This is a genomic window from Micromonospora orduensis, assembly GCF_006228125.1.
Classification (GTDB): Bacteria; Actinomycetota; Actinomycetes; order Mycobacteriales; family Micromonosporaceae; genus Micromonospora; species Micromonospora orduensis.
This window is the reverse complement of sequence record NZ_VDFY01000154.1, coordinates 58,351-80,077: the sequence shown is the minus strand read 5'-3', so window position 1 is coordinate 80,077 and position 21,727 is coordinate 58,351. Positions and strand designations below refer to the sequence as shown.

The 21,727-nt window shown below is 70.7% G+C and carries 21 protein-coding genes and 3 pseudogenes; 13 read left to right on the top strand and 11 right to left on the bottom strand.

The features are described 5' to 3' along the window. Nucleotides 1-17 precede the first annotated feature (17 nt). Nucleotides 18-1,235, top strand: a complete 1,218-nt coding sequence (locus FHG89_RS14720) for an iron-containing alcohol dehydrogenase (RefSeq protein WP_139584940.1) — start codon at nucleotides 18-20, stop codon at nucleotides 1,233-1,235. A gap of 46 nt (nucleotides 1,236-1,281) precedes the next feature. Then, on the top strand, nucleotides 1,282-1,518 hold the full coding sequence (locus tag FHG89_RS14715) for a hypothetical protein (RefSeq protein WP_139584939.1): 237 nt from the start codon (nucleotides 1,282-1,284) through the stop codon (nucleotides 1,516-1,518). A 24-nt stretch (nucleotides 1,519-1,542) separates the two neighbouring features. Here FHG89_RS14715 and FHG89_RS14710 read toward each other — a convergent pair whose 3' ends face one another. Then, nucleotides 1,543-2,757 carry a low temperature requirement protein A gene (locus FHG89_RS14710; protein ID WP_139584938.1) on the bottom strand — a complete coding sequence of 405 codons (1,215 nt, stop codon included), beginning with the start codon at nucleotides 2,755-2,757 and terminating at the stop codon, nucleotides 1,543-1,545. 402 nt (nucleotides 2,758-3,159) lie between these two features. Here FHG89_RS14710 and FHG89_RS14705 point away from each other — a divergent pair, with 402 nt between their 5' ends. After that, the gene (locus FHG89_RS14705) at nucleotides 3,160-3,534 is read left to right on the top strand and encodes a DUF4396 domain-containing protein (protein WP_139584937.1); all 375 of its coding nucleotides are present in this window, start codon (nucleotides 3,160-3,162) and stop codon (nucleotides 3,532-3,534) included. Here FHG89_RS14705 and FHG89_RS14700 read toward each other — a convergent pair. Both FHG89_RS14700 and FHG89_RS14695 read right to left on the bottom strand, forming a co-directional pair. Then, nucleotides 3,531-4,130 (bottom strand): DUF305 domain-containing protein, encoded by a 600-nt coding sequence (locus FHG89_RS14700; RefSeq protein ID WP_244295445.1) that lies wholly within the window; start codon nucleotides 4,128-4,130, stop codon nucleotides 3,531-3,533. The genes FHG89_RS14705 and FHG89_RS14700 overlap by 4 nt on opposite strands. A gap of 153 nt (nucleotides 4,131-4,283) precedes the next feature. Next, nucleotides 4,284-4,745 (bottom strand): DUF6153 family protein, encoded by a 462-nt coding sequence (locus tag FHG89_RS14695; protein WP_139584936.1) that lies wholly within the window; start codon nucleotides 4,743-4,745, stop codon nucleotides 4,284-4,286. Between the two features lie 247 nt (nucleotides 4,746-4,992). Here FHG89_RS14695 and FHG89_RS14690 point away from each other — a divergent pair, with 247 nt between their 5' ends. The 3 genes and pseudogenes from FHG89_RS14690 (at nucleotide 4,993) to FHG89_RS14680 (ending at nucleotide 6,247) form a co-directional block, all read left to right on the top strand. After that, nucleotides 4,993-5,301 (top strand): hypothetical protein, encoded by a 309-nt coding sequence (locus FHG89_RS14690; RefSeq protein ID WP_139584935.1) that lies wholly within the window; start codon nucleotides 4,993-4,995, stop codon nucleotides 5,299-5,301. A gap of 90 nt (nucleotides 5,302-5,391) precedes the next feature. Then, nucleotides 5,392-5,505 (top strand): annotated as a pseudogene (locus tag FHG89_RS34135) (YnfA family protein); the annotation flags it as partial. 37 nt (nucleotides 5,506-5,542) lie between these two features. Then, entirely contained in the window at nucleotides 5,543-6,247 is a 705-nt protein-coding gene (locus tag FHG89_RS14680) for a dihydrofolate reductase family protein (protein ID WP_244295444.1), read from the top strand. Nucleotides 6,248-6,410: 163 nt separating this feature from the next. On the opposite strand, the gene FHG89_RS14675 is transcribed toward FHG89_RS14680, so the two are convergent. Then, on the bottom strand, nucleotides 6,411-7,502 hold the full coding sequence (locus FHG89_RS14675; protein WP_139584933.1) for an RNA polymerase subunit sigma-70: 1,092 nt from the start codon (nucleotides 7,500-7,502) through the stop codon (nucleotides 6,411-6,413). A 216-nt stretch (nucleotides 7,503-7,718) separates the two neighbouring features. Between FHG89_RS14675 and FHG89_RS14670 the strand changes: the two genes are divergently transcribed. Then, entirely contained in the window at nucleotides 7,719-8,102 is a 384-nt protein-coding gene (locus FHG89_RS14670) for a VOC family protein (RefSeq protein ID WP_208760974.1), read from the top strand. Nucleotides 8,103-8,269: 167 nt separating this feature from the next. Here FHG89_RS14670 and FHG89_RS33750 read toward each other — a convergent pair. Beyond that, a pseudogene (locus tag FHG89_RS33750) lies at nucleotides 8,270-8,400 on the bottom strand (IS5 family transposase); the annotation flags it as partial. 457 nt (nucleotides 8,401-8,857) lie between these two features. On the opposite strand from FHG89_RS33750, the pseudogene FHG89_RS34435 reads away from it, so the two are divergent. Continuing rightward, nucleotides 8,858-9,151 (top strand): annotated as a pseudogene (locus tag FHG89_RS34435) (IS982 family transposase); the annotation flags it as partial. A 237-nt stretch (nucleotides 9,152-9,388) separates the two neighbouring features. Here the strand turns inward: FHG89_RS34435 and FHG89_RS14655 are convergent. From FHG89_RS14655 to FHG89_RS14645, 3 genes are all read right to left on the bottom strand, one after another. Next, nucleotides 9,389-11,113: a glycerol-3-phosphate dehydrogenase/oxidase gene (locus FHG89_RS14655; protein WP_139584931.1), complete on the bottom strand. Its 1,725-nt coding sequence runs from the start codon at nucleotides 11,111-11,113 to the stop codon at nucleotides 9,389-9,391. Nucleotides 11,114-11,190: 77 nt separating this feature from the next. After that, complete coding sequence (gene glpK, locus FHG89_RS14650) at nucleotides 11,191-12,708, bottom strand: glycerol kinase GlpK (RefSeq protein ID WP_139584930.1); 1,518 nt, start codon at nucleotides 12,706-12,708, stop codon at nucleotides 11,191-11,193. Between the two features lie 48 nt (nucleotides 12,709-12,756). After that, nucleotides 12,757-13,590, bottom strand: coding sequence for an MIP/aquaporin family protein (locus FHG89_RS14645; protein WP_139584929.1), 834 nt, complete (start codon nucleotides 13,588-13,590; stop codon nucleotides 12,757-12,759). Nucleotides 13,591-13,780: 190 nt separating this feature from the next. Between FHG89_RS14645 and FHG89_RS14640 the strand changes: the two genes are divergently transcribed. Beyond that, entirely contained in the window at nucleotides 13,781-14,548 is a 768-nt protein-coding gene (locus FHG89_RS14640) for an IclR family transcriptional regulator (RefSeq protein ID WP_139584928.1), read from the top strand. Nucleotides 14,549-14,592: 44 nt separating this feature from the next. Continuing rightward, on the top strand, nucleotides 14,593-16,116 hold the full coding sequence (gene glpK, locus FHG89_RS14635) for a glycerol kinase GlpK (protein ID WP_139584927.1): 1,524 nt from the start codon (nucleotides 14,593-14,595) through the stop codon (nucleotides 16,114-16,116). A gap of 301 nt (nucleotides 16,117-16,417) precedes the next feature. Here glpK (FHG89_RS14635) and FHG89_RS14630 read toward each other — a convergent pair whose 3' ends face one another. The 3 genes from FHG89_RS14630 to FHG89_RS14620 all read right to left on the bottom strand — a co-directional run bounded on the left by FHG89_RS14630 (nucleotide 16,418) and on the right by FHG89_RS14620 (nucleotide 19,661). Next, nucleotides 16,418-17,695, bottom strand: coding sequence for an MFS transporter (locus FHG89_RS14630; protein ID WP_139584926.1), 1,278 nt, complete (start codon nucleotides 17,693-17,695; stop codon nucleotides 16,418-16,420). After that, nucleotides 17,695-19,113 (bottom strand): FAD-dependent oxidoreductase, encoded by a 1,419-nt coding sequence (locus tag FHG89_RS14625; RefSeq protein ID WP_139584925.1) that lies wholly within the window; start codon nucleotides 19,111-19,113, stop codon nucleotides 17,695-17,697. Before FHG89_RS14625 ends, FHG89_RS14630 begins: the two co-directional genes overlap by 1 nt. Nucleotides 19,114-19,190: 77 nt before the next feature. After that, nucleotides 19,191-19,661: a GNAT family N-acetyltransferase gene (locus FHG89_RS14620; RefSeq protein ID WP_139584924.1), complete on the bottom strand. Its 471-nt coding sequence runs from the start codon at nucleotides 19,659-19,661 to the stop codon at nucleotides 19,191-19,193. A gap of 150 nt (nucleotides 19,662-19,811) precedes the next feature. Between FHG89_RS14620 and FHG89_RS14615 the strand changes: the two genes are divergently transcribed. The 3 genes from FHG89_RS14615 to FHG89_RS33745 all read left to right on the top strand — a co-directional run bounded on the left by FHG89_RS14615 (nucleotide 19,812) and on the right by FHG89_RS33745 (nucleotide 21,679). Then, a complete protein-coding gene (locus FHG89_RS14615; protein ID WP_139584923.1) occupies nucleotides 19,812-20,186 on the top strand; it encodes an ArsR/SmtB family transcription factor in 375 nt (124 codons plus the stop codon). Between the two features lie 142 nt (nucleotides 20,187-20,328). Next, a complete protein-coding gene (locus FHG89_RS14610; protein ID WP_139584922.1) occupies nucleotides 20,329-21,024 on the top strand; it encodes an arsenate reductase/protein-tyrosine-phosphatase family protein in 696 nt (231 codons plus the stop codon). Next, nucleotides 21,017-21,679 (top strand): arsenate reductase ArsC, encoded by a 663-nt coding sequence (locus FHG89_RS33745; RefSeq protein WP_139584921.1) that lies wholly within the window; start codon nucleotides 21,017-21,019, stop codon nucleotides 21,677-21,679. Before FHG89_RS14610 ends, FHG89_RS33745 begins: the two co-directional genes overlap by 8 nt. The last annotated feature ends 48 nt before the right edge of the window (nucleotides 21,680-21,727 follow it).

Genomic DNA, 21,727 nt, shown 5'->3' with positions numbered 1-21,727 from the left:
TCCGGAGAGGCACCGACATGCTTGAGACCGTCCGCGGACCACGCCAGCTGATCGTGGGCGAAGGGGTCGCGCAGAACATCCCACGAGTGGTGGCCGAGATTGGCTCGCGAGTCCTCATCGTGACCGACCAGGTTCTTCTGGGGCAGCCGGGCGTGGCCGAGATCGTGGCCGCCGTACGGGAAAAGGTCGAGGTCGTCGAGGTGTTCTCCGACGCGACTCCGGACGTGCCACTCGCCGATGTCGCCCTGGCCGTCTCGGCCGCCGCCGAGGTGGACGCCGACGTGATCCTCGCCATCGGGGGTGGCACGGTGATCGACCTCGCCAAAATCGTCGGCGTCATCCGTTGCCACGGTGGGACGCCGCGCGACTTCTACGGCGAGTCGAAGGTGCCGGGGCCCACGATTCCTCTCGTCGCGGTCCCGACGACGTCCGGCACCGGCTCCGAGCTCACACCCGTCTCGGTGTTGACCGACCCGGACCGCGAGCTGAAGGTGGGGGTCTCCAGCGTCCACATCGTGCCCGACTTCGCCATCGTCGACCCCGAACTCACCTACACCTGCCCTGCGACCGTCACCGCCCACTCCGGCATCGACGCGTTCTGTCACGCGGTGGAGAGCTACACCGCGCGAGGGCGGGCCCACGGACCGCGCGACCCGGTGGAGCAGGTCTTCCTCGGCCGCAACCCGATCACGGATCACTACGCGCTCCTGGCCGCGGAGCGGATCGCCCGTAGCTTGCGTCGTGCGGTCAGGAACGGAGGCGACACGGACGCGCGCGCGGACATGTCCTACGGGTCCATGCTCGCCGGGCTCGCATTTTCCCACGCGGGTAACGCGGCCCCGCACGCTCTCCAGTACCCGATCGGCGCAGCCACGCACACGCCGCACGGCCTGGGCGTCGGGCTGCTACTGCCCTACGCGCTGGACGCGGCCAGGGAGGCCATCAGCGACCGGTTGGCCAACCTCGCCCGGGTGTGCGGGCTCGACGTGACCGACGCCTCGGATGCCGAGGCCGCAGACACGTTCCTCACCTGGCTCGACGGGCTCCTTGCCGACATCGGCATCCCTGCCACCCTGGCGGACATCGGCGTGGCACGCGCCGACCTCCCGCGCTTCGCGGAGATGGCCAGTGGCGTCACCCGCCTGATCCAGAACCATCCAGGCCCGACCGACACCGCCAGCCTGACCGCGATCCTCGAAGCGGCCTGGACCGGGGACCGAACCCGACACTCCTGACTCCGAGCAGAGAGGGTGGCCGGCCTTTCCCATGACGAGGTCGGTCATGCCGGATGGCCCGTACGACGGTGCGGCGGAGGTCGACCGCGTCGTCGACGTCGAAGCGGCCATGGCGGCCCAGCTCTTGCGTGTCTTCGCGGACATGTGGCGCACGTCGGGGTCGGCCGGGAACATCGGGTCGTCGCAGAGTTCGCTGGCCTGCGGGCGGATCAGCGTCGGCACGTGCCAGATGCCGTCCGCGGCGAACAGCTGGAAGAAGATCGCCGCCGGCGCCGTCGGGTAGGACGGCACTAACGAGGGGTACGCGTCAGCGTGGTGGCGAGGCCTGCTCTAGTGGGCGTCCGTGGGCTCGGATCGCGTCCGCGACGGCGACGCCGAGCAGGACGGCGGCAGCTGCCGCAGCGACCCTGAGTGGCGGCAGGCGGACCATCAGCGGCGCTAGGGCCACGAGGGCGAGGATCCCGATCAGCCGCGGCCGGGACACGCGGGCGAAGGCCACGTGCTCGAATAGTGAACGCCCGGCGAGGTAGAGCGCGGGCCCGCCGAGGATGGCGCCGACCCAGGCGGGTTTGGCGTGTCCGGATGGATCTATCAAGACGAGTTCGGAACCGGCTGAGGTCACGAGGATGCCGGACACCATGAGCAGGTGACAGAGCTCGGCCGACCGACCTAGTCGGCCTGGGTCGACGGCTGCCGCGATGGCCTCGCCCAAGATCTGGCCGGCTCGGTAGAAGTAGATCCGCCACAGCAACACCGTGGTGAGGAACGACAATGCAAGAGCCAGTGTTCGTTCATCCACAATCGGACCACGTAGGAGACTCGAGCCGGAGGTCAAAATCGTCTCACCAAGCGCGACGATGACGAACTGCCAGTAGCGTTCGGCCAGGTGCTCGCCGGCGACGGCCCACGGGGACACCCGCGAGCGGCCCAGCCCCGGTACCGGCCAGCCGAGTCTGCCCCCCAGGTAGTCGATCGCCAGGGCCAGCGCCCACAGCGAATTGCGCGTCAACTCTGGTCCGAAGGCTCCGACGAGCCACGGCACGGCCGACGCGCCGAACCAGACGAGCGACAGCATGTTGACGCGGCGCAAATCGTGGCCCCGCAAGGTCACTACGAAGAAAAGGGTGCGGCCCACCTGGATCGCGACGTACGTGCTCGCGAAGAGTAGACCGGTCTCGGCGAGAGCCCCGGATATCGCGACCGCCAGGAACAGACTCCCGAACATCGTCGCGAGGACAACGAACTGGATCTCCGGCTGGAACGGGTCGAATCTGCTGGTCATCCACGCCGTCTGGGTCCAGATCCACCAGACGGCCAATAGCAGCAGCAGAGTCTCGCCGTTTTCCGCAAGGGCAGTGGTCAACGTCTCGGCGACGTGACCTCTGGTGTAGTCCAGCACCAACTCGTGCACGATCCGGGTGAGCGCGAAGACGTACACGAGATCGAAGAACAGTTCCAGGAAGGTCGGCCGCTGCGGACTCTCACGCCCGCGCAGCAGGTTGGCCACTCTGTTCGTCGTCACCGGCCCGCCTGCTTCGTCGGCTTGTCCTTGAAGCAGTCGTACCACGTGGCCGCGCCGTCGACAGATAAGACGCACTCCCGATGACTGAAGGCCTGACGGCCGACGAGGGCTGCGGCCCCGCCGCGTCCGCACCGCCGCCCTCGAGGAAGCCTGCGCACATCCGCGACAAGCGCACCCAACTCCAGACGCCGGCCACCCGGTCGTGACGGTTCGCTCAGCCGCACCGGCAGGATCGGCCGTCTGCGGGTCCGTCGTCGTCGCGGCGGGTCAGTGCGACAGGCAGCGCGGGGCACGCTGCCACTCAACCCTTGGCATAAATACCCCCAGGGGTACGCTGTCGCAGCAGCCACGTTCAGAGCCCCACGGCGACTGCCGCGCCGCGCTCGGCCGGCCACTCTGGGCATGGTCATCGGCACCACGGCCGGGCTGCACAACGCCGCCACCGTGGTGCTGTCGATCGCCCTGGCCTTCGTGTTCGGCTACGGGATGACCATGCGCGGCGTGTTGCGAGCCGGTGTCAACGTCCGCACCGCGCTGAAGGTGGCGCTGACCGCCGACACCGTGTCGATTGCGATCATGGAGCTGCTGGACAACGCGTTCATCGTCGCGGTGCCCGGGGCGATGAACGCCGGGCTGACCAGCATGCTGTTCTGGGCGTCCCTGGCCGGGTCGCTGGTCGGGTCGTTCCTGCTGACCACGCCCCTCAACACGCCCACCGAGAGACCGGCGACCGCGGCGGCCGAACCGTTCAGGGTTCGGCCGCCGCTGACCGGCTAGACCTTCTTCAGCAGATCCTGCATCTGGGTGATCTCGGCCTGCTGATCCGTGATGATCTTCGCCGCCAGAGTCTTGGCGTCCGGGTTGCTGCCCTGCGCCGTCTCCTGCTGGGCCATGGTGATCGCACCCTGATGGTGGCTGATCATCATGGTGAGGAACTGCTTGTCGAACTCGGCGCCCTTGGCCTTCGCCAGCTGGGTCATGTCCGCGTCGGACATGACGCCGGGCATCGGGCCGTGGCTCATGCCCATGTCCATGCCGCTCGCGCTGGCCATCGGGGCCGGCTTGCCCCAGGCGGTCAGCCACCCGCTCATGGTGTCGATCTCAGGCTGCTGCGCCTGCTTGATTTTCGTGGCGAGGGCCTTGACGTCGCTGCTGGCGGCCCGAGTACCGGCCAGCGACGCCATCTCGATCGCCTGCCGGTGGTGGACGACCATCATCTGAGCGAACATCACGTCCGCGTCGTTGAATACCGCGCCCGCGCCCGCGCTCGCCGAGGCCGCCGGCGCGCTGGTGGCCATGCCGGAGCCGTGACCCATCCCGGAGCCCACGGAGTCATCGCCGCCGCAGGCCGACAGCAGCACCGCAGCGGTCACCGCTACGCCGGCCAGTCCGGCACGGCGCAGCACAACAGAACGTGTCAACACAACAAGAAGCCTTTCGGTGTCGGTGAACGTGCGAGAAGAACCTCGGCGCACGCCCTGCCGTACGCGCAGCGCGGTACGGGCAGCAGCGGCGCAGCGGAAGTTCTATGTGCGCAGCACCGACAGCCGAGCGAGACTCAGGCCCACCGGCCGGGGCGGGCCCCGCGATACCCGCGACAGCGCGCTGACGTTGCGGGTCTGCGAGCCGACCGGACGCGGCCTCGCCCACCACCACGCGGTCAACAGCACGAGCACCGCCAGGCCGGTGAGCACCGCCAGGCAGACACTCCACCCGGGCATGCCATCGCGCCCCGGGCCCTGCGGACCGCTCACGTGCGCGCAGCCGGGACACTCACCGGTCACGGCAGTCACCGCGGCCGCCACATCCGCCGGCACGTCCATCCCGCCAGCCACGGCGACCGCACCGGCCGGCCCGTGGCCAGGGTGGGTGCCCATGTGCATCCCGGCGTGTCCGAGGGTGTGCATCGCCGCGAGCCCGAACAGCGTGCAGGCCAGCAGCACCCACCGGGCCATCCGCCCGGCGCCCACTGCCCGCACGCCTGTCACGGCAACCACGGTACCCACCCACCGAGCGGGGACCCCTGACACCCGCCCTAGAGGTGACGGACAGACGACGGTTGACCCACCAGATCGACCAACGCACGGACGCACTACGCGTGCGAGCTGCGACGCGACCTGATCGTGGCCACACCCCAGATGGGCCTCCCGCAGGTTCCGCCCGGCGTCCGGCTACGCCGCCGGGCCGACCGGCGACCGTCCCCGAGTCGCTGCCCAGGCGGTGACGCCACCGGGTTTGAAGACCGACAGCCAGCCCGTCCCGCCGCCGACCCGCATCCCGAACCCAGCCCCGGGGGAGATCGACAACACGCCGCCGCGACGCAGCACGGTTACCGACGGACTCGCCGTACTCGCCTGCTGCACGCTGCCGCTGCTGATCGCCGCCGGGGTGCTCACCGGCGCGGGCGTCGCGATCCTGGAGAAGACGCTGTTCGCCGTCGCCGCCGGCCTGGTGACTCTGGCGCTGGGCATGTGGTGGCTGCACCGCCGCCGCTCGGCCCAGCGTGCCACCGCTGGAGCCGGATGCGGCTGCGGTAGCACCTGATGCGGCTGCTGACCCTGCACGCGGCGCCGTACCCGCACAGTGCCGCGCCCGGCTGGTGTGCTGCCATAAGCCCGTGACGATCATCCGTTCATCCTGCTCTTCGCCCTGACCGCGCTCGCCGAGATCGGCGGCGCCTGGCTGATCTGGCACGGCGTCCGCGAAGACAAGGGCATGCTCTGGATCGGTGTGCTGGCCATGGGTGCGCCGCTGCCCGTGCGAGAGTGGCATCGAGATCCGGTGGGTGCCGTTCGAGCCCGGCCGGGTACGCCGTGCTGAGTCCGGAACGCGAGGGGCTCACCTGCGGGCGCAGATCGCGTACCGATTAAGTTTCCGCGCCGCGCCCGTCTGTACGTATGAAATGGACTTACGGGAGGCTGGCACGATGCGGAAACTGATCTTCGGTATGAACGTGAGCCTGGACGGCTATATCGCCGCGCCTGGCGATGACCTCGGCTGGGGCGTACCGAGCGACGAGCTGTTCCAGTGGTGGTCCGACCGGGTGGGGGCAACCGGCCTGGCGCTGTACGGGCGCAAATTGTGGGAGGCGATGAGCTCCCACTGGCCGACCGCCGACCAGCAGCCCGGCGCCACACCGGCGGAGATCGAGTTCGCCCGCCGCTGGCGGGACATGCCGAAGGTGGTGTTCTCCTCGACGACCCGCACGGTCGACTGGAACACCCGCCTGGTCACCGGCGACGCGGTCACCGAGATCACCCGGCTCAAGGCCGAAGACGGCGGCCTCATGGACATCGGCGGCGCCACACTTGCCGCGGCGGCCATGCGTGCCGGGCTGATCGACGAGTACGTGCTGGTCACCGCACCGGCCTTGCTGGGCGGCGGCACGCCGTTCTTCACGGCCCTGGACAGCTGGGTGAACCTCAACCTGGTGGAGACGCGGCCGTTTCCCGGCGGCGTGGTACTGACCCGATACGAGACGAGGCGATGAGCACACGCCCGGTCCTGGGCTCGTGAGGCCAGGTCGAAATCCTTCCTGGCGTGCTCACCGTGACCCTCGGCCTTGAGGGAACCTTTCCGGGCCCTCTTGAGGCATGAAGATGCCCCGCCGGCAACGCCGGCGGGGCGGTGGTATCGCGTTGTCGCGTTGGTGTTCAGCTGGTCGGGGTGCTTGTTCCGCGGTGACTTCGGTGACGCGGCCCGTGCGCTGGACTCGTCGACGATGGAGACTCGCCTGATCGCAGTGTCGGAGGCAGGCCCAGCCATGGTTTGTCGGTGGCGTCGAATCCGGTGAGCTCGGCGATCCTCCCGTGCACGATGCGCAGGACCGCGATGGTGAACAGCCGGTACGCCGGGTCGTCGGGGGTGCGGAGGTACAGCGCGGCGGCAGGCATGCGGTTGATCGTCGTGGTGATACCGCGCCAGTCGTCGTAGCCGCGTTGGAAGAGCCCATTGGAGACCCAGCCGTCCACCGCTTCCCTGGCCGTCGTGGTCACGGTGCCCGGATCGGGCAGCATCGCGAAGCGCAGGTCGTCGCGCAGTAGGGACGTCAACCCGTCGAGGTCGTTGCGCTCATGGGCCTCGATGTACGACTTCACCGCGCCGCGCTCGTCATTCGACAGCTCGTGGGTGGCGGGGCTCCGCCAGTCGAGACGGCGGTCGGGCAGCTGCTCGCGCATCGTCACACGGGCCCGTTGCAGTGCGCTGGTCACCGATGCGACGGTCAGCTCAAGGGCGTCGGCGGCTTTCGACGCCGGCCAGCCGAGGACGTCGCGCAGGATGAACACCGCCCGCTGCCGCGGCGGCAGGTGCTGGACGGCGATGATGAACGCCAGCTCGATCGTCTCCCGCGCCACCACCGATTCCTGCGGGTCCTCGGGGAGCATCCGGTCGGGGTACGGCTGCAGGTACAGCACCTCGGAGTCGGGGTCCGGCAGCTCGGACGGTACGGGTGTGCGGTCGTTGCGCTTCTCCAGGAAGTCGAGGCAGGCGTTCGTCGCGATCCGGTACAGCCAGGTCCGCAGGGCCGCGTGGCCCCTGAACGACTCCCGCTTCTTCCATGCTCGCAGGAACGTCTCCTGCGTCATGTCCTGGGCGTCCTCGTAGTTCGCGAGCATCCGGTAACAGTGCACCTGCAGCTCACGCCGGTGGCGCTCCGTGATGAGCGCAAACCGCGCCGTGTCGCCTGAGTGGACCGCCGCGATGAACGCGGCCTCGGTGGCGCTTGGCTGTCTGGCGTCGGTCATGGTCATTGATCCTTCCACCGGGTGCGTGAGGTCCAACAGAACTGACGACGTGGCGGAGGATTTCTGATCGGTGAAGCCGCCGACACTTAGGGCGTGTTTGGGAAGGTCGGTGTGGCTGTCGTTGAGCATGGCCTGCAGGCCGGGAAGCGAGCGGGCGGATTAGGGTGTGCATCCCGGAGGCCCATCGATCGGCCTGGAGGTGCTCTGCCCTTGCAGATGAAGTTGAACGCGATCACCCTTGATTGTCCTGATCCGCTTGCTCTGGCAGCGTTCTATCAGCAGGCCACCGGCCTGAGACCTCATCCGAAGTCAGACGCGGAGTTTGCCGGCCTCACCTGTGAGGACGGTATGTTCATCGGCTTCCAACGGGTCGATGACTGCCGGGCGGCGCACTGGCCCGATCAATCTGTTCCTCAGCGGATCCACCTCGACTTCGCGGTGGAGGACCTGGACGAGGCTGAGACCAGGCTGCTGGAGTTGGGCGCAGGCAAGCCCGTCAACCAGCCGGGAAAGGATAGGTGGCTGGTCCTCACCGATCCGGCCGGCCACCCGTTTTGGTCAAAGCCACAGCGGACGGGTCGTGACCGGTCTGTTCGGTGACGACCAGGTGCTTGTTGAGGGTGTTCGGCCAGCACTGTTGCCGTTCGGCCAGGTGGCGATCAAGCAGGGTGCCGGTCACGTCGTAGCGGCGCGATCACCGCCCACGCCTCATCAGTCAGCTCACCACGACGCACCACCAGCACATCGCCAATGACCAACCACTACAAGGTGGTCAGTCCACCTCGACTTCGACCGAGGGCGTGATCTTGTGGTTCTTGCGTTTCTCGGCGCCCCCTTCAGCGCACGCGGCGCGCTGGTGAGCGCGCACGATCGTCGAGTCCACCGACACCAGCCAGGACCGTCGCGTTCGACATGGCGCACCGTCTACGGGCCGCGGAGGTGCGGATCCCCATACTGATCTTGGTCGACGCCATCGCGCCGGGCCGGGTAGGGCATCCGACGGGCCGGGCCAGGGTGCGCCAGTTCGTCTCGGATCTGCTGGAGGGGTCGGGATGCCGCTGTCAGGGATTGACGCCGCTCTGGCTGCCGTACCCGACAGCTTCGGTGCCGCCGGCACCATCACAACCCTCGCAAAGTACGGCATCTTCCCGAAGGTTTCGACGAGGCGACGCTGCTTGGTCGCTATCGAGTCTTCAATGCCCACGTCACAGCAATCAGTCGACGCCGTGCCACAAGTGGTAACGACGGTCCGGTGTCAGTTCTGAGAGCTCGGGATTCCGGTCCCCACCGTGCCCCGACCATAGGCACCCGCAGGACGGCGGGCGACCCTGTTGGCCAGGGCGTACTCCTCACCGGTGGTGTTGGCCGACAAGGGCCTGTCCGGCAAGCAGATCGATCGGTACGCCGCCGAGCAGGTCGGGGTACTGCTGGCCCGCCCGGACCGCAAGGACGAGCAGCGCCGCTTCGGCAACCTCGCCGGTGTCCGGCAGTGGATCGAGCCGGTCCACGACACCCTCGAAGGCCAGCTCAACCTGGAAGGACACGGTGGGCGCACCCCAGCCGGAATGGTCGCCCGCGTCGCGCAACGGCTCCTCGCGATGGCCGCGGCGATCTGGCACAACTGGCGGGCCAACACACCCGTCAAGCAGGTCGGTGCGGTCGAGGTCGGGCACAGGGATGGCGTTCGGGTCGCCGTCCAGGTAGCCCGAGGAGACGTGCTCGGGCATCTGGTCGATGCGGTACGCCGTGCGCGTCGCGGTCGTTCCCGGCGTCGCGGGCCCCCTCCGGTGGGATACCGACTGGTCGGTATGGTGGCACGCCGCCGGGCGGCTGTCACCGACGGCCACCGGCTCCGGCGGCATGCCGGGCACACCGCCGGAGCCCGCTCAGGCCGCCACGGCAACCCCCGGCACCACGTCGGGCGCGTCCAGCCGGAAGGCGTCGGCCGCCGCGTCGTCGGGCTGCTCGTGCGCGGCCCGCTCGGCCCGGACCCGCGCGACGTAGTGCGCCACCTCCCGGTCGACCCGCTCGTCGCCCCAGCCAAGGACCGGCGCCATCAGCGTCGCCGCCGGCCGGGCGGCCATCAGGCCCCGGTCGAAGCTCTCGATCGAGATGTGGGTGCGCCGGGTCAGCACGTCCTCCAGGTGCAGCGCCCCCTCGGCGGACGCCGCGTAGACGACCTCCACCCGCAGGTAGTCCTCCGCGCCGTCGAGCGGCTCGCCGAGCGTGGGGTCCTCCCGCAGCAGCGCCAGCACCTCGTCGACGGCGGCGCCGTAGCGCCGCAGCAGGTGTTCCACGCGCTCGGTGTGCAGGCCGGACTGCTGCGCCAGCCGGCGGCGCTGGTTCCACCGGGCGACGTAGCCCTCCGCCCCCAGCAGGGGCACCCGGTCGGTGCACGAGGCGGCGACCGCGCCGCCGAGGCCGCGCACCGCCTCGTCGACCGCATCGCGCGCCATCACCCGGTACGTCGTGTACTTGCCGCCGGCCACCACCACCAGTCCGGGCGTCGGACTGACCACGGTGTGCTCCCGCGACAGCTTGGCGGTCGCGTCGGACTCTCCGGACAGCAGCGGGCGCAGGCCGGCGTACACGCCCTCGACGTCGTCGCGGGTCAGCGGGGTGGCCAGCACCGCGTTGACACGCTCCAGCAGGTAGTCGATGTCCCGGCTGGTCGCCGCCGGATGCGCCTTGTCCAGGTCCCAGTCGGTGTCGGTGGTGCCGACCAGCCAGTGCCGGCCCCACGGGATCACGAACAGCACGCTGGACTCGGTGCGCAGGATCAGGCCGGTGCTGGACCGGATCCGGTCGCGCGGCACCACGAGGTGGATGCCCTTGGAGGCGCGCACCTGGAACTGGCCCCGCTCACCGACGAGGGCCTGGGTGTCGTCGGTCCACACCCCCGTGGCGTTGATGACCTGCCGGGCGCGCACCTCGAACACCCGGTCGGTCTCCAGGTCGTGCACCCGCGCGCCGGTGACCCGGGCGCCCTCGCGCAGGAAACCCACGACGCGGGCCCGCGACAGCGGGTGCGCCCCGTGCGCGGCGGCGGTGCGGACGAGGAAGGTCACCAGCCGGGCATCGTCGACCTGGGCGTCGTAGTACTGCAGAGCGCCGACCAGCGACTCGGGCCGTAGCGACGGGCAGGCGCGCAGCGCCCCGCGGCGGCTCAGGTGCCGGTGGGCCGGCAGGCCGCGCGCGTGGCGGCCGGACAGGCTCATCGTGTCGTAGAGCAGCACGCCGGCGCCGGCGTACAACCGTTCCCAGCCCCGGTGGCGCAGCGGGTAGAGGAACGGCACCGGGCGGACCAGGTGCGGGGCGAGCCGCTGCAGGAGCAGGCCCCGCTCGCGCAGGGCCTCGCGGACCAGCCCAAAGTCGAGCATCTCCAGGTAGCGCAGGCCACCGTGGATGAGCTTGCTGGACCGGCTCGACGTACCGCTGGCCCAGTCGCCGGCCTCGACGAGCCCGACCGACAGACCCCGGGTGACGGCGTCGAGAGCGCAGCCGGCGCCGGTGACGCCGCCGCCGATCACCAGGACGTCCAGTTCCTGGCCGCTGCCGAGGGCGGCCAGGGACCGCTCGCGGGCGGCCGGTGACAGTGTCGCGGAAAGCATCCGTCTTCTCTCTCCTGAGGAGGGTGGGGGCGGCCGGCGACGGGCGCCGGCCGCCCGGATCCTTGAGGGGTGGGGCGTCAGTCGACGTCGACCCAGTCGAGGGTGCGCTGGACCGCCTTCTTCCACCGGCCGTAGCCGTTCTCGCGCTGCTCCGGCGACCAGCCCGGCTGCCAGCGCCGGCTCTCGTTCCAGTTCTCGCGCAGCTCGTCGGTGTTCTTCCAGAAGCCGACGGCGAGGCCGGCGGCGTACGCCGCGCCGAGGGCGGTGGTCTCGGCGACCACCGGCCGGCTGACCGGTACGCCGAGGATGTCCGCCTGCATCTGCATGCACAGGTCGTTGACGGTGACGCCGCCGTCGACCTTGAGGCACTCCAGGTGCACCCCGGAGTCCTGCTCCATGGCGTCGGCCACGTCCCGGCTCTGGTAGCAGATGGACTCGAGAGTGGCCCGGGCGATGTGGGCGTCGGTGTTGAACCGGGAGAGGCCGACGATCGCGCCACGGGCGTCGGAGCGCCAGTACGGTGCGAACAGGCCGGAGAACGCGGGCACGAAGTACACCCCGCCGTTGTCCTCCACCTGGCGGGCCAGGATCTCGCTCTGCGCGGCGGTACTGATGATCTTGAGCTGGTCGCGCAGCCACTGCACGGCCGAGCCGGTGACCGCGATCGAGCCTTCGAGCGCGTACACCGGGGCGTCGTCGCCGAACTTATAGCACACCGTGGTGAGCAGCCCGGCCTTCGACCGCACGATCTCCGTGCCGGTGTTGAGGAGCATGAAGTTGCCCGTACCGTAGGTGTTCTTCGCCTCACCCGGGGCGAAGCAGACCTGCCCGACCGTGGCGGCCTGCTGGTCGCCCAGGTCGCCGGTGATCAGGACCCGGCCGGCGAACGGGCCGTGCTGCCGGGTGCTGCCGTACGAGCGGGGGTCGGACGACGGCCGGATCTCCGGCAGCATGGCGCGGGGGATGTCGAAGAAGGACAGCAGCTCGTCGTCCCAGTCCAGCGTCTCCAGGTTCATCAGCATGGTGCGACTGGCGTTGGTCGGGTCGGTGACGTGCACCCCGCCCTCGACGCCGCCGGTGAGGTTCCACAGCAGCCAGGTGTCGGTGTTGCCGAAGACGGCCTCGCCGCGCTCGGCGGCCTCCCGGACCCCGTCGACGTTCTCGAGGATCCACTGGATCTTCCCGCCGGAGAAGTACGTCGCCGGAGGCAGGCCGGCCTTGCGTCGGATGACGTCGCCCTTGCCTTCGCGTTCCAGGGCCGAGGCGATGCGGTCGGTACGGGTGTCCTGCCAGACGATGGCGTTGTAGTAGGGCCGGCCGGTCCGGCGGTTCCACACCACGGTGGTCTCGCGCTGATTGGTGATGCCGAGCGCGGCCAGATCGGAGGCGGTCAGGCCACGGGCGTTCATCGCGGTCTGGATGACCGTCTGGGTCCGCTCCCAGATCTCGACCGGGTTGTGCTCCACCCAGCCGGCCTGCGGCAGGATCTGCTGGTGTTCGAGTTGGTGGCGACCGACCTCGTTGCCGCCGTGGTCGAAGATCATGAAGCGGGTGCTGGTGGTGCCCTGGTCTACCGCGCCGACGAAGCCAGCCATGCGGGTGTCTCCTTCTGTGATGGTCGCGAGAATGCGGGTCGGCGGATGTCAGACGCGGGCGGGCTCGGCCCGGGCCGCGTCGGTCTCGGTGGCCAGGGCGCCCGGCTCCAGCTCGTCCTCGCTGGGCAGGAAACGGCCGATGATCAGCTCGTAGAGGCCGGCGCCGACGACGCCACCGACGAGCGGCCCGACGATGGGCACCCAGAAGTACGGATATCCGCTGGTGTCCTGGAAGGCCGTTTCGTAACCGGTCAGGAACGAGGCGAGGCGGGGGCCGAAGTCGCGGGCGGGGTTGATGGCGTAGCCGGCGTTGGCGGCGAAGGCCATGCCGATAGCCACCACGATCAGGCCGATGATCAGCGGGGCGAGGTTGCCGGCGGGCAGCGAGTTGCGGGCGTCGGTGACCGCCAGGACGAGGAACAGCAGGATGGCCGTTCCGATGATCTGATCGCGCAGGCCACCCCACTCGCTCACGCCGGCACCGGGCATGGTGGAGAAGACGCCCTGGCTCTTGCTGGTGAGGCCCGGGTCGAACCGGGACAGCACCTCGCTGTAGTTCCAGCGGATGATCAGGGCCGCGACGAACGCGCCGGCGGTCTGGGCCAGCGAGTACGGCAGCACCTTGCGCCAGGAGAAGCCCTTGAAGACCGCCAGGGCGACGGTGACCGCGGGGTTGAGGTGCGCGCCGCTGATGCGGCCCGCCACGTACACGCCGAGCGTGACGCCGAGGCCCCAGGCCCAGGCGATGCTGTCGAACTCTCCGGTTCCCGCCGCGGCCACCTGGGCGACCACGCCCACGCCGAACAGGATGAGGATCGCGGTGCCGGCGAACTCGGCGGCCAACTCGCCAACGAGCCCGGGCGCTTTCAACCGTTGCGCCATCTTGCCTCCAGAAACGGTGGGGGTGGCAGCCCTCCCGTCGGGGGAAGTGGAGGGCCGGTCGGTGACGCCGCGGTGCAGTAACGTCACCGTGCGGTGAACCGTAGGGAACCCTCGGGGCCGGGTCAACGAACCCCGGTCGACAATGCCGAACACTGTTGCGGCCGCCGAAACGCGATTAGCATTCCGCCCCATGCCGGGCCAGGTGCAGTCCATCACGCGGGCCGCGGCGATCCTCCGCCTGCTGGCCAGCAGCTCCGGCCGCCTCGGCATCGGGGAGATCGCCCGCTCCCTCGACCTGGCCAAAGGCACCGCGCACGGCATCGTCCGGACGCTGCAGGACGTCGGCTTCGTGGAGCAGGACAAGACCTCCGGCAAGTACCAGCTCGGGGCGGCCCTGCTGCACCTGGGCACCAGCTACCTCGACGTCAACGAACTGCGCTCACGCTCCATCAACTGGGCCGACCCGCTGGCCGCGCGCAGCGGCGAGGCCGTCCGCATCGGCACCCTGTTGGACGGCAAGGTGCTGGTGGTCCACCACGTCTTCCGGCCCGACGACACCCTGCAGACCCTCGACGTCGGGTCCCTGCTGCCCCCGCACGCCACCGCGCTCGGCAAGGTCCTGCTCGCCTACGACGTCGGCGCCGCCAACGCGGTGATGCAGGGCGAACCCGAGCCGTACACCCGGCGCACCCTGGTCACCGCCCGGACCCTCAGCCGGGCGCTGACCGAGATCCGGGACAACGGCTGGGGCGCCGAGATCGAGGAGATGACCCTCGGCAAGGCCGGTATCGCCGCGCCCATCCGCGGCTACGGCGGCCTCGTCGTGGGCGCGATCGGGCTCTCCGGCCCGGTCGACCGCGTCTGCGACGCGCAGCGCCACCCCCGCCCGGCGCTCGTCGCGTACGTCCGCGACGCCGCACGCGCGGTATCCCGGGATCTCGGCGCGGCGCGCTGGTGATCCGTCCACCCTGCCCCGCCATTTGCGCCAGAGAGGACGAGGAAGTGACTGACAGCTACGTCGTCTCCATCGACCAGGGCACCACCTCGACCCGCTGCATCGTGTTCGACCGACGGGGCAACCTCGTCTCCGTGGCGCAGCGGGAGCACCAGCAGCACTTCCCCCGGCCCGGCTGGGTGGAACACGACGCGCTGGAGATCTGGCGCAACGTCGGCAAGGTGGTGCCCCGGGCCCTCGCCCAGGCCGGCATCGTCGCGGGCCAGGTCGCCGCGATCGGCATCGCCAACCAGCGGGAGAGCACCGTGGTGTGGGACCGGCGAACCGGCGTCCCGGTGGCGCCGGCGATCATCTGGCAGGACACCCGCACCGACACACTGGTGGAGGCGCTGGCCCGGGCGCCCGGCGCCGAGGACCTCCGGCAACGCTGTGGGCTGCCGCTGGCCACGTACTTCTCCGGCCCCAAGCTGCGCTGGCTGCTCGACCACACGCCCGGGCTGTACGAGCGGGCCGAGCGCGGCGAGGTGCTCTTCGGGACGATGGAGAGCTGGCTGATCTGGAACCTCACCGGCGGCCCGGACGGCGGTCTGCACCTGACCGACGTCACCAACGCCAGCCGGACCATGCTGATGGACCTGCGCGCGCTCGGCTGGCACCCGGACTCGCTGGCCTTCTTCGGCATCCCGGCCGCCATGCTGCCCGAGATCCGCTCCTCGTCGGAGGTGTACGGCACCGCGACCGCCGTCCTGCCCGGCGTGCGGATCGCAGCGGCGCTCGGCGACCAGCAGGCCGCCCTGTTCGGCCAGACCTGCTTCGCGCCGGGCGACGCCAAGTGCACCTACGGCACGGGCAGCTTTCTGCTGCTCAACACCGGCACGGAGCCGGTGCACTCCAGCCACGGGCTGCTCACCACCGTCGGCTACCAGATCGGCGGCCAGCCGGCCGTCTACGCCCTCGAAGGCTCCATCGCGATCACCGGGTCCCTGGTGCAGTGGTTCCGCGACCGGCTGGAGCTGATCAGTTCGGCGCCGGAGATCGAGACCCTCGCCCGCACGGTGGACGACAACGGCGGCTGCTACATCGTGCCGGCCTTCTCCGGACTGTTCGCGCCGCACTGGCGCAGCGAGGCGCGCGGCGTGATCGTCGGGCTCACCTCGTACATCACCAAGGGGCACCTGGCCCGCGCGGTGCTGGAGGCCACCGGCTGGCAGACCCGCGAGGTGGTCGACGCGATGAACGCCGACTCCGGCCTGGAGTTGACGGCGCTGCGGGTGGACGGCGGGATGACCGCCAACAACCTGCTGATGCAGTTCGTCGCCGACGTGGTCGCGGTGCCGGTGGTGCGCCCGATGGTCGCCGAGACGGTCTCCCTCGGCGCGGCGTACGCCGCCGGGCTGGCGGTCGGCTACTGGCCCGACCTGGAGGGACTGCGTAGCAACTGGCACCCCGCCGCCCGTTGGGTGCCCAAGATGGACAACGCCGTGCGCGCCGAGGAACGGGAGAACTGGCAGCGCGCGGTGGAGCGCACCTTCGACTGGATCAAGCCCGAGGCCCGGGCCGCCAACGAATGACCTTCAGGTATTGACCGTGACCTAACGCACATATTGGATGTCGGGGCGGGGAGATCCGCCGTCGGAGCGGCCTCGAGGTCGGCGAGCAGGCGTACGACGGTGCTGACGGGATGCACGACGAGCAGGTCGTGCGTGACGATGGCGGCGAGCAGCACGGGTTGACCGGGCTCGATGCGGCACACCTGCCGGGCATTCACCGGCAAGGGTAGGTCACCTCGGCTACCCACCTGGTGGAGGCCGTCACCGGCCGAGCAGATGACGATGTTCCTTCGGTCGGATAGGTCGTGTCATGACCGAACGATCACATTCGCACAGTACGTGATGAGTGTCTGTTGGAGGGCTTCGGTGCGGAGAGCTTCGTTCGGGTGGTGACGCCGATGGCGGCGAGCGCGCAGCAGGTGGCGAGGCCGACGAGCAGGGGTGCGTAGCCGGCGCTGGCGTGTAGAAGCGCGGCGGCGGCGAGGGGGCCGGTGGCTTTGGCGATGGTGACGGGGGCGGCGAGGCGTCCGGCGATGGTGGCGTAGGCGGTGGTGCCGTACCGGTCGGTGAGCAGGGCGGGGGTGGCGAGGCTGGTGATGCCGAAGCCGAGTCCGAAGCCGATCACGCTGATGATCGCGCCGGTGCGGGTGGCGGCGAGCAGGGGCATGGCGAACACGGCGGCGGCCTGGGTGGCGTAGACGGCGCCCACGATGGTGGTGACGGGGAGGCGTCGGCGGGCGGCGGTGAGGACGAGCCTGCCGGTGACGGACAGGACGCCGAGCAGGCCGGTGGCGGTGGCGGCGAAGGTGGCGGGGTGCCCGCGGCTGATCAGGTAGCCGATGAGGTGCACGGTCATGGTGCTGGTGGCGAGGCCGTGGGCGGTGAAGGTCGCGGTGAGGATCCAGAAGCGGATGTCGCGCATCGCGGCGTGAGCGACCGACCGTCGTCCGGGGTGCGCGCGTCGGACCGGGTCGGCTGGTGCTGTACCTGCCGGTCGGGGCTGGCGGACGGCCGTCGCGTGCAGCGGGATGGTCACCACGCCGTGGACGGCGGCGAGGGCGAGCAGCGCGCCGCGCCAGCCGAAGTGCTCGGTCAGCAGGCCGGTCAGCGGCATGAAGATGGTGCTGGCGAACCCGGCCACGATCGTGACCGCAAGAAGGGCGGTGGCGCGCCGGTCGGGGGTGAACCAGGAGACGATGACGGCGAAGGCGGGTTCATAGAGCACCATCGCGCCGCAGGCGCCGATGCCGATCATGACGGCGTAGAGCTGGCCGATGGTCTGCACCTGGGACCAGGCGATCAGCAGCGCGGTGGCGGTGATCGAGCCGGCGGTCATGAGCGCGCGACCGCCGTGGTGGTCGAGCCACCGGCCGACGGGGATGGCCATGAGGGCGCCGGTGAGGACGGAGGCGGTGAGCGCGCCGGTGACGGCGGTGGTGGACGCGCCGATGCTGGTGGCCATCGGCGTCAGCAGGACCGGGTAGGCGTAGTAGAGGGTGCCGTAGCCGATGGTGGAGGTGACGGCGAGGGCGGCGAGGATCCGCCAACCGTGGTGCCCGCCGACCGTGGGGTCGGCGGGCACCGTCGTGGTGGTGGGCATCAGCTGCCGCAACAGCCGCCGGCCTGCGTGTCGGCGGGTGCGGCGTCGAGGGTGACGAGGTTCAGCGGCGCGGTGAGCAGCCCGCCGGTGATGCCGGTGGCCAGTCCGCGTCCCGTCGGTTCGGTGGCCGGTGCGGGTCCGCAGCAGCTGTCGCCGGTGGCGGAGTCGTCGGGGTTGCTGTTGCACACCCCGGTCTCGGGTAGGTCGAGCTGGACGTCGCGGGCGGCGGTCCAGTCGCCGGCGAGGGCGGCGACGACGGAGCGGACCTGCTCGTAGCCGGTGGCCATGAGGAACGTCGGCGCCCGGCCGTAGGACTTCATGCCGACGGCGTAGTAGCCGACCTCGGGGTGGGCGAGTTCGTCGACGCCGTGCGGGGGCACGGTGCCGCAGGAGTGCTCGTTGGGGTCGATGAGCGGGGCGAGGGCGCGGGTGGCGCCCATGACCGGGTCGAGGTCCAGGCGCAGTTCGGTGGCGATGGTGTGGTCGGGGCGGAAGCCGGTGGCGGCGACGATGCGGTCCACGGTGACCGATTCCTCGCTGCCGTCACCGTGCCGCACCACGACGGTCACGCGGTCGTCGGTGGGGGTGAGGGCGTGGACGGAGAAGCCGGTGAGCAACCGGATCCGGCTGGCGTCGACGTGGGCGCGCAGCCGGGAGCCCAGCGCCCCGCGGGCGGGAAGGGCGTCGGCGTCGCCGCCCCCGTAGGTGCGCGCCGGTGAGGTGGTACGGATCGCCCAGGTCACCTCGGTGCCCGGGTGCTCGGCGGCGAGGTCTGCCAGGGAGAGCAGGGTGTTGGCGGCGGAGTGGCCGGCGCCGACGACGAGGGTGTGGCGGCCGGCGAACCGGTCGCGGTCGGCGCCGAGCACGTCGGGAAGGGCGTGCTCCAGGTACGCCGTCGCGTCGGTCTCGCCGCGGGCGGGCAGGCCGGAGGCGCCGAGGACGTTGGGGGTGTGCCAGGTGCCGGAGGCGTCGATGACCGCGCGGGCGAGCACTTCCTGGCCGTCGGTGAGGCGGATGAGGAACGGGGTGGTGTCGCGGCCGGTGGTGCGTAGCCGGTCCAGGCCGAGCCGGCTGATGGCCTGGACCCGGGTGCCGTAGCGCAGGTGGGGCTTGAGCGCCGGTAGCTCGGCCAATGGCTGGAGGTAGTCGGTGGCCAGTTCGGCGCCGGTGGGCAGGGCCTCGAGGTCGGGGGCGATCCAGCCGGCGTCGTCGAGGAGGCGCCGGGCGGCGGGGTCGATGTCGTACCGCCACGGGGAGAAGATGTGCACGTGGCCCCACTGGCGCACCGCCGCGCCGGCGGTGTCGCCGGCTTCGAGAACGAGGAAGGGCAGGCCGCGCTCGTGTAGGTGGGCGGCGGCGGCCAGACCGACGGGGCCGGCGCCGATCACCACGACCGGAAGGGTGTCCAGGGCGCTCATCAGGCATCTCCTCTGTGTTGATAACTGTCGAATCAGATAGGTGGACGGGGCCCCGGGTGTCCGGGGCCAGGAACGGGTCAGACGATGGCGGGGCTGCGGCGCTCGATCAGGACCACGTCGCGCCACCGGCCGTGGTGGCGGCCGACGCGTTCGCGGACGCCGACGACCCGGAAGCCGGCTCGCTCGTGCAGGGCCAGGCTGGCGGTGTTCTCCGGGAAGACGCCGGACTGGATGGTCCAGATCCCGGCGGCCTCGGTGGAGGCGACGAGCGCGTCGAGCAGCAGCCGGCCGGCACCGCGACCCTGAGCGGCGGGGTGCACGTAGACGGAGTGTTCGATGACCCCGGCGTAGACCGCCCGGGTGGAGGTCGGCGACGCCGCGACCCAGCCGACGACGACACCGCCGGCCACGGCCACCAAGCGGTGCGCGGGCAGCCGCGCGGCGTCGAAGTGCGCCCAGGCCGGCGCCGTCGTCTCGAAACTGGCGTTGCCTGCGTCCAGACCCGCCTGGTAGATCGCCAGGACGTCGCCGGCGTCCGTCGCGGCCATGGGTCGAATCGCGACACCCGCCCTGCCTACCGAGGTCGTCGGGCGGTCAGTCCCGGCAGTCATCGTGATCCTCCACCTCACCGCAGCCTGTCTCGACGCCTGTCAAATCAGAGAGTTGCACGCTGATTAGAAGCCTGTCAACCTAGAGGCATGTCTAAGCAGCCGGCGCCGCTCGTGGCCATCGACCTGAACGCGGCGACCTCCTGCTGCGCGCCGTTGACCCAGCGGCGGGTGCCCGCGCAGGCGGCGGCTGCTCTCGCGGCGGCGTTCAAGGCGCTCGGCGATCCGGTGCGCCTGCAGCTGATGTCGATGATCGCCTCCGCCGAGGGCGGGGAGGCGTGCGTCTGCGACCTCACGCCGGCGTTCGACCTGACCGGTCCGACGATCTCCCACCACCTCCGGACGCTTCGCGAGGCCGGCCTGGTCGACGCCGAACGGCGCGGCACCTGGGTCTACTACCGCGCCCGGCCCGGCGTCCTTCGCCAGTTGGCGTCCCTGCTCGCCGTCGAGCCCGCCGGCTCGTAGCAACCCGCCCGCCTTTGGCGGGCGGGTTCGGGCGGGGAAGTTCGGAACGCTCCGGTCGGCCGATGCCGCGCACCCGACTCTCGGGCGGCCGCGTCTCGGGGACGTTTTGCCAACCCCAATTAGCTCAGCTATGGTTGAGTCAATGAACATTGAGCGTGATTCTTTGGCTGGGCGGGCGCGCATCCACGCTGCGCTCGGCGACCCGGCGCGGCTGGCGATCGTGGACGCGCTCACCCTCGGCGACGCGTCCCCCGGCGAGATCGCCCATACCCTGGACCTGCCCACCAACCTCGTCGCCCACCACGTCAAGGTCCTCACCGAGGCCGGCCTGGTGGTCAAGGGTCGCTCCGAGGGCGACAAGCGCCGCACCTACTTGCGGCTGCGGCCGGACGCCCTCGCCGCGCTGACCCCGCCGCCGCTGACCGGCGTCGGCCGGGTGGTGTTCGTCTGCACCCGCAACTCCGCCCGCTCGCAGCTCGCCGCCGCGCTCTGGCACGAGCGCACCCACGCCCCGGCAGCGTCGGCCGGCACGCATCCGGCCTCCCGGGTGCACCCCCGCGCGGTGGCCGTCGCCGGCCGGCACGGGCTGCGCCTGGACCCCACCGCCACCGCCCACGTCACCGACGTCGTCCGCGACGACGACCTTCTCATCGCCGTGTGCGACAACGCCCACGAAGACCTCACCGGGCCCGTGCGCCCCCGCCTGCACTGGTCGGTTCCCGACCCGGTCCGCGTCGACACCGACGAGGCGTTCGAGGCCGCGTTCGCCGACCTCGCCGCCCGCGTCGACCGGGTCGCCCACGCCGTCACCACCGCCCCCGGAGACCGTCATGACTGACACCAGCCCTCACCCTTACGACCAGGTGTCCATCGACCAGCAGGTCGCCCTGCGCACCGCGGCGATCCGCCTCGCCGAGGCGTTCACCGGCGTCTACGGCGCCGAGACCATCGAGACGTTTCTGCATTCCAGCTACGACCAGTTCGCTACCGCCAGCACCATCCCGCACTACCTGCCACTGCTCGCCGAACGCTTCGCCCGTCAGCGCCTGCAGGCCCTGGCCCGCGTCGAGGGCCACCACCGCGACGGCCGCCCCGTGGTGCTGTTCCTGTGCACCCACAACGCCGGCCGCTCCCAGATGGCCCTCGGCTTCTTCACCCACCTCGCCGGCGACCGGGCCGTCGCCTGGTCCGGCGGCAGCGAACCAGGCATCGAGCTCAACCCCGCCGCCATCGCCGCCATGGCCGAACGCGGCATCGACATCGGCGAGGAGTTCCCCAAGCCCTGGACCGACGAGGTCGTCCGCGCCGCCGACGTCGTGGTCACCATGGGCTGCGGTGACGCCTGCCCGGTCTTTCCCGGCACCCGCTACGAGAACTGGGACCTCGACGACCCCGCCGGCCTCGACACCACCGGCGTGCGGCCCATCCGCGACGAGGTCGAACGCCGGGTCCGCCGGCTCCTCGACGATCTGCACGTGCACACCACCCGATAACCACCCTGCCCGAGCCTTCAGGACAGCAACACCATGGGAGAGAACAGA

What these genes read in the sequence shown, in the direction of transcription:
- FHG89_RS14630 (WP_139584926.1), bottom strand. Translation starts at nt 17,695, where the DNA reads ATGCCCACCACCACGACGGTGCCCGCCGACCCCACGGTCGGCGGGCAC.
- FHG89_RS14655 (WP_139584931.1), bottom strand. Translation starts at nt 11,113, where the DNA reads ATGCTTTCCGCGACACTGTCACCGGCCGCCCGCGAGCGGTCCCTGGCC.
- FHG89_RS14705 (WP_139584937.1), top strand. Translation starts at nt 3,160, where the DNA reads ATGGTCATCGGCACCACGGCCGGGCTGCACAACGCCGCCACCGTGGTG.
- glpK (WP_139584930.1), bottom strand. Translation starts at nt 12,708, where the DNA reads ATGGCTGGCTTCGTCGGCGCGGTAGACCAGGGCACCACCAGCACCCGC.
- FHG89_RS14720 (WP_139584940.1), top strand. Translation starts at nt 18, where the DNA reads ATGCTTGAGACCGTCCGCGGACCACGCCAGCTGATCGTGGGCGAAGGG.
- FHG89_RS14675 (WP_139584933.1), bottom strand. Translation starts at nt 7,502, where the DNA reads ATGACCGACGCCAGACAGCCAAGCGCCACCGAGGCCGCGTTCATCGCG.
- FHG89_RS14670 (WP_208760974.1), top strand. Translation starts at nt 7,719, where the DNA reads ATGAAGTTGAACGCGATCACCCTTGATTGTCCTGATCCGCTTGCTCTG.
- FHG89_RS14610 (WP_139584922.1), top strand. Translation starts at nt 20,329, where the DNA reads ATGAACATTGAGCGTGATTCTTTGGCTGGGCGGGCGCGCATCCACGCT.
- FHG89_RS14645 (WP_139584929.1), bottom strand. Translation starts at nt 13,590, where the DNA reads ATGGCGCAACGGTTGAAAGCGCCCGGGCTCGTTGGCGAGTTGGCCGCC.
- FHG89_RS14620 (WP_139584924.1), bottom strand. Translation starts at nt 19,661, where the DNA reads ATGGCCGCGACGGACGCCGGCGACGTCCTGGCGATCTACCAGGCGGGT.
- FHG89_RS14625 (WP_139584925.1), bottom strand. Translation starts at nt 19,113, where the DNA reads ATGAGCGCCCTGGACACCCTTCCGGTCGTGGTGATCGGCGCCGGCCCC.
- FHG89_RS14615 (WP_139584923.1), top strand. Translation starts at nt 19,812, where the DNA reads ATGTCTAAGCAGCCGGCGCCGCTCGTGGCCATCGACCTGAACGCGGCG.
- FHG89_RS14715 (WP_139584939.1), top strand. Translation starts at nt 1,282, where the DNA reads ATGCCGGATGGCCCGTACGACGGTGCGGCGGAGGTCGACCGCGTCGTC.
- FHG89_RS33745 (WP_139584921.1), top strand. Translation starts at nt 21,017, where the DNA reads ATGACTGACACCAGCCCTCACCCTTACGACCAGGTGTCCATCGACCAG.
- FHG89_RS14640 (WP_139584928.1), top strand. Translation starts at nt 13,781, where the DNA reads ATGCCGGGCCAGGTGCAGTCCATCACGCGGGCCGCGGCGATCCTCCGC.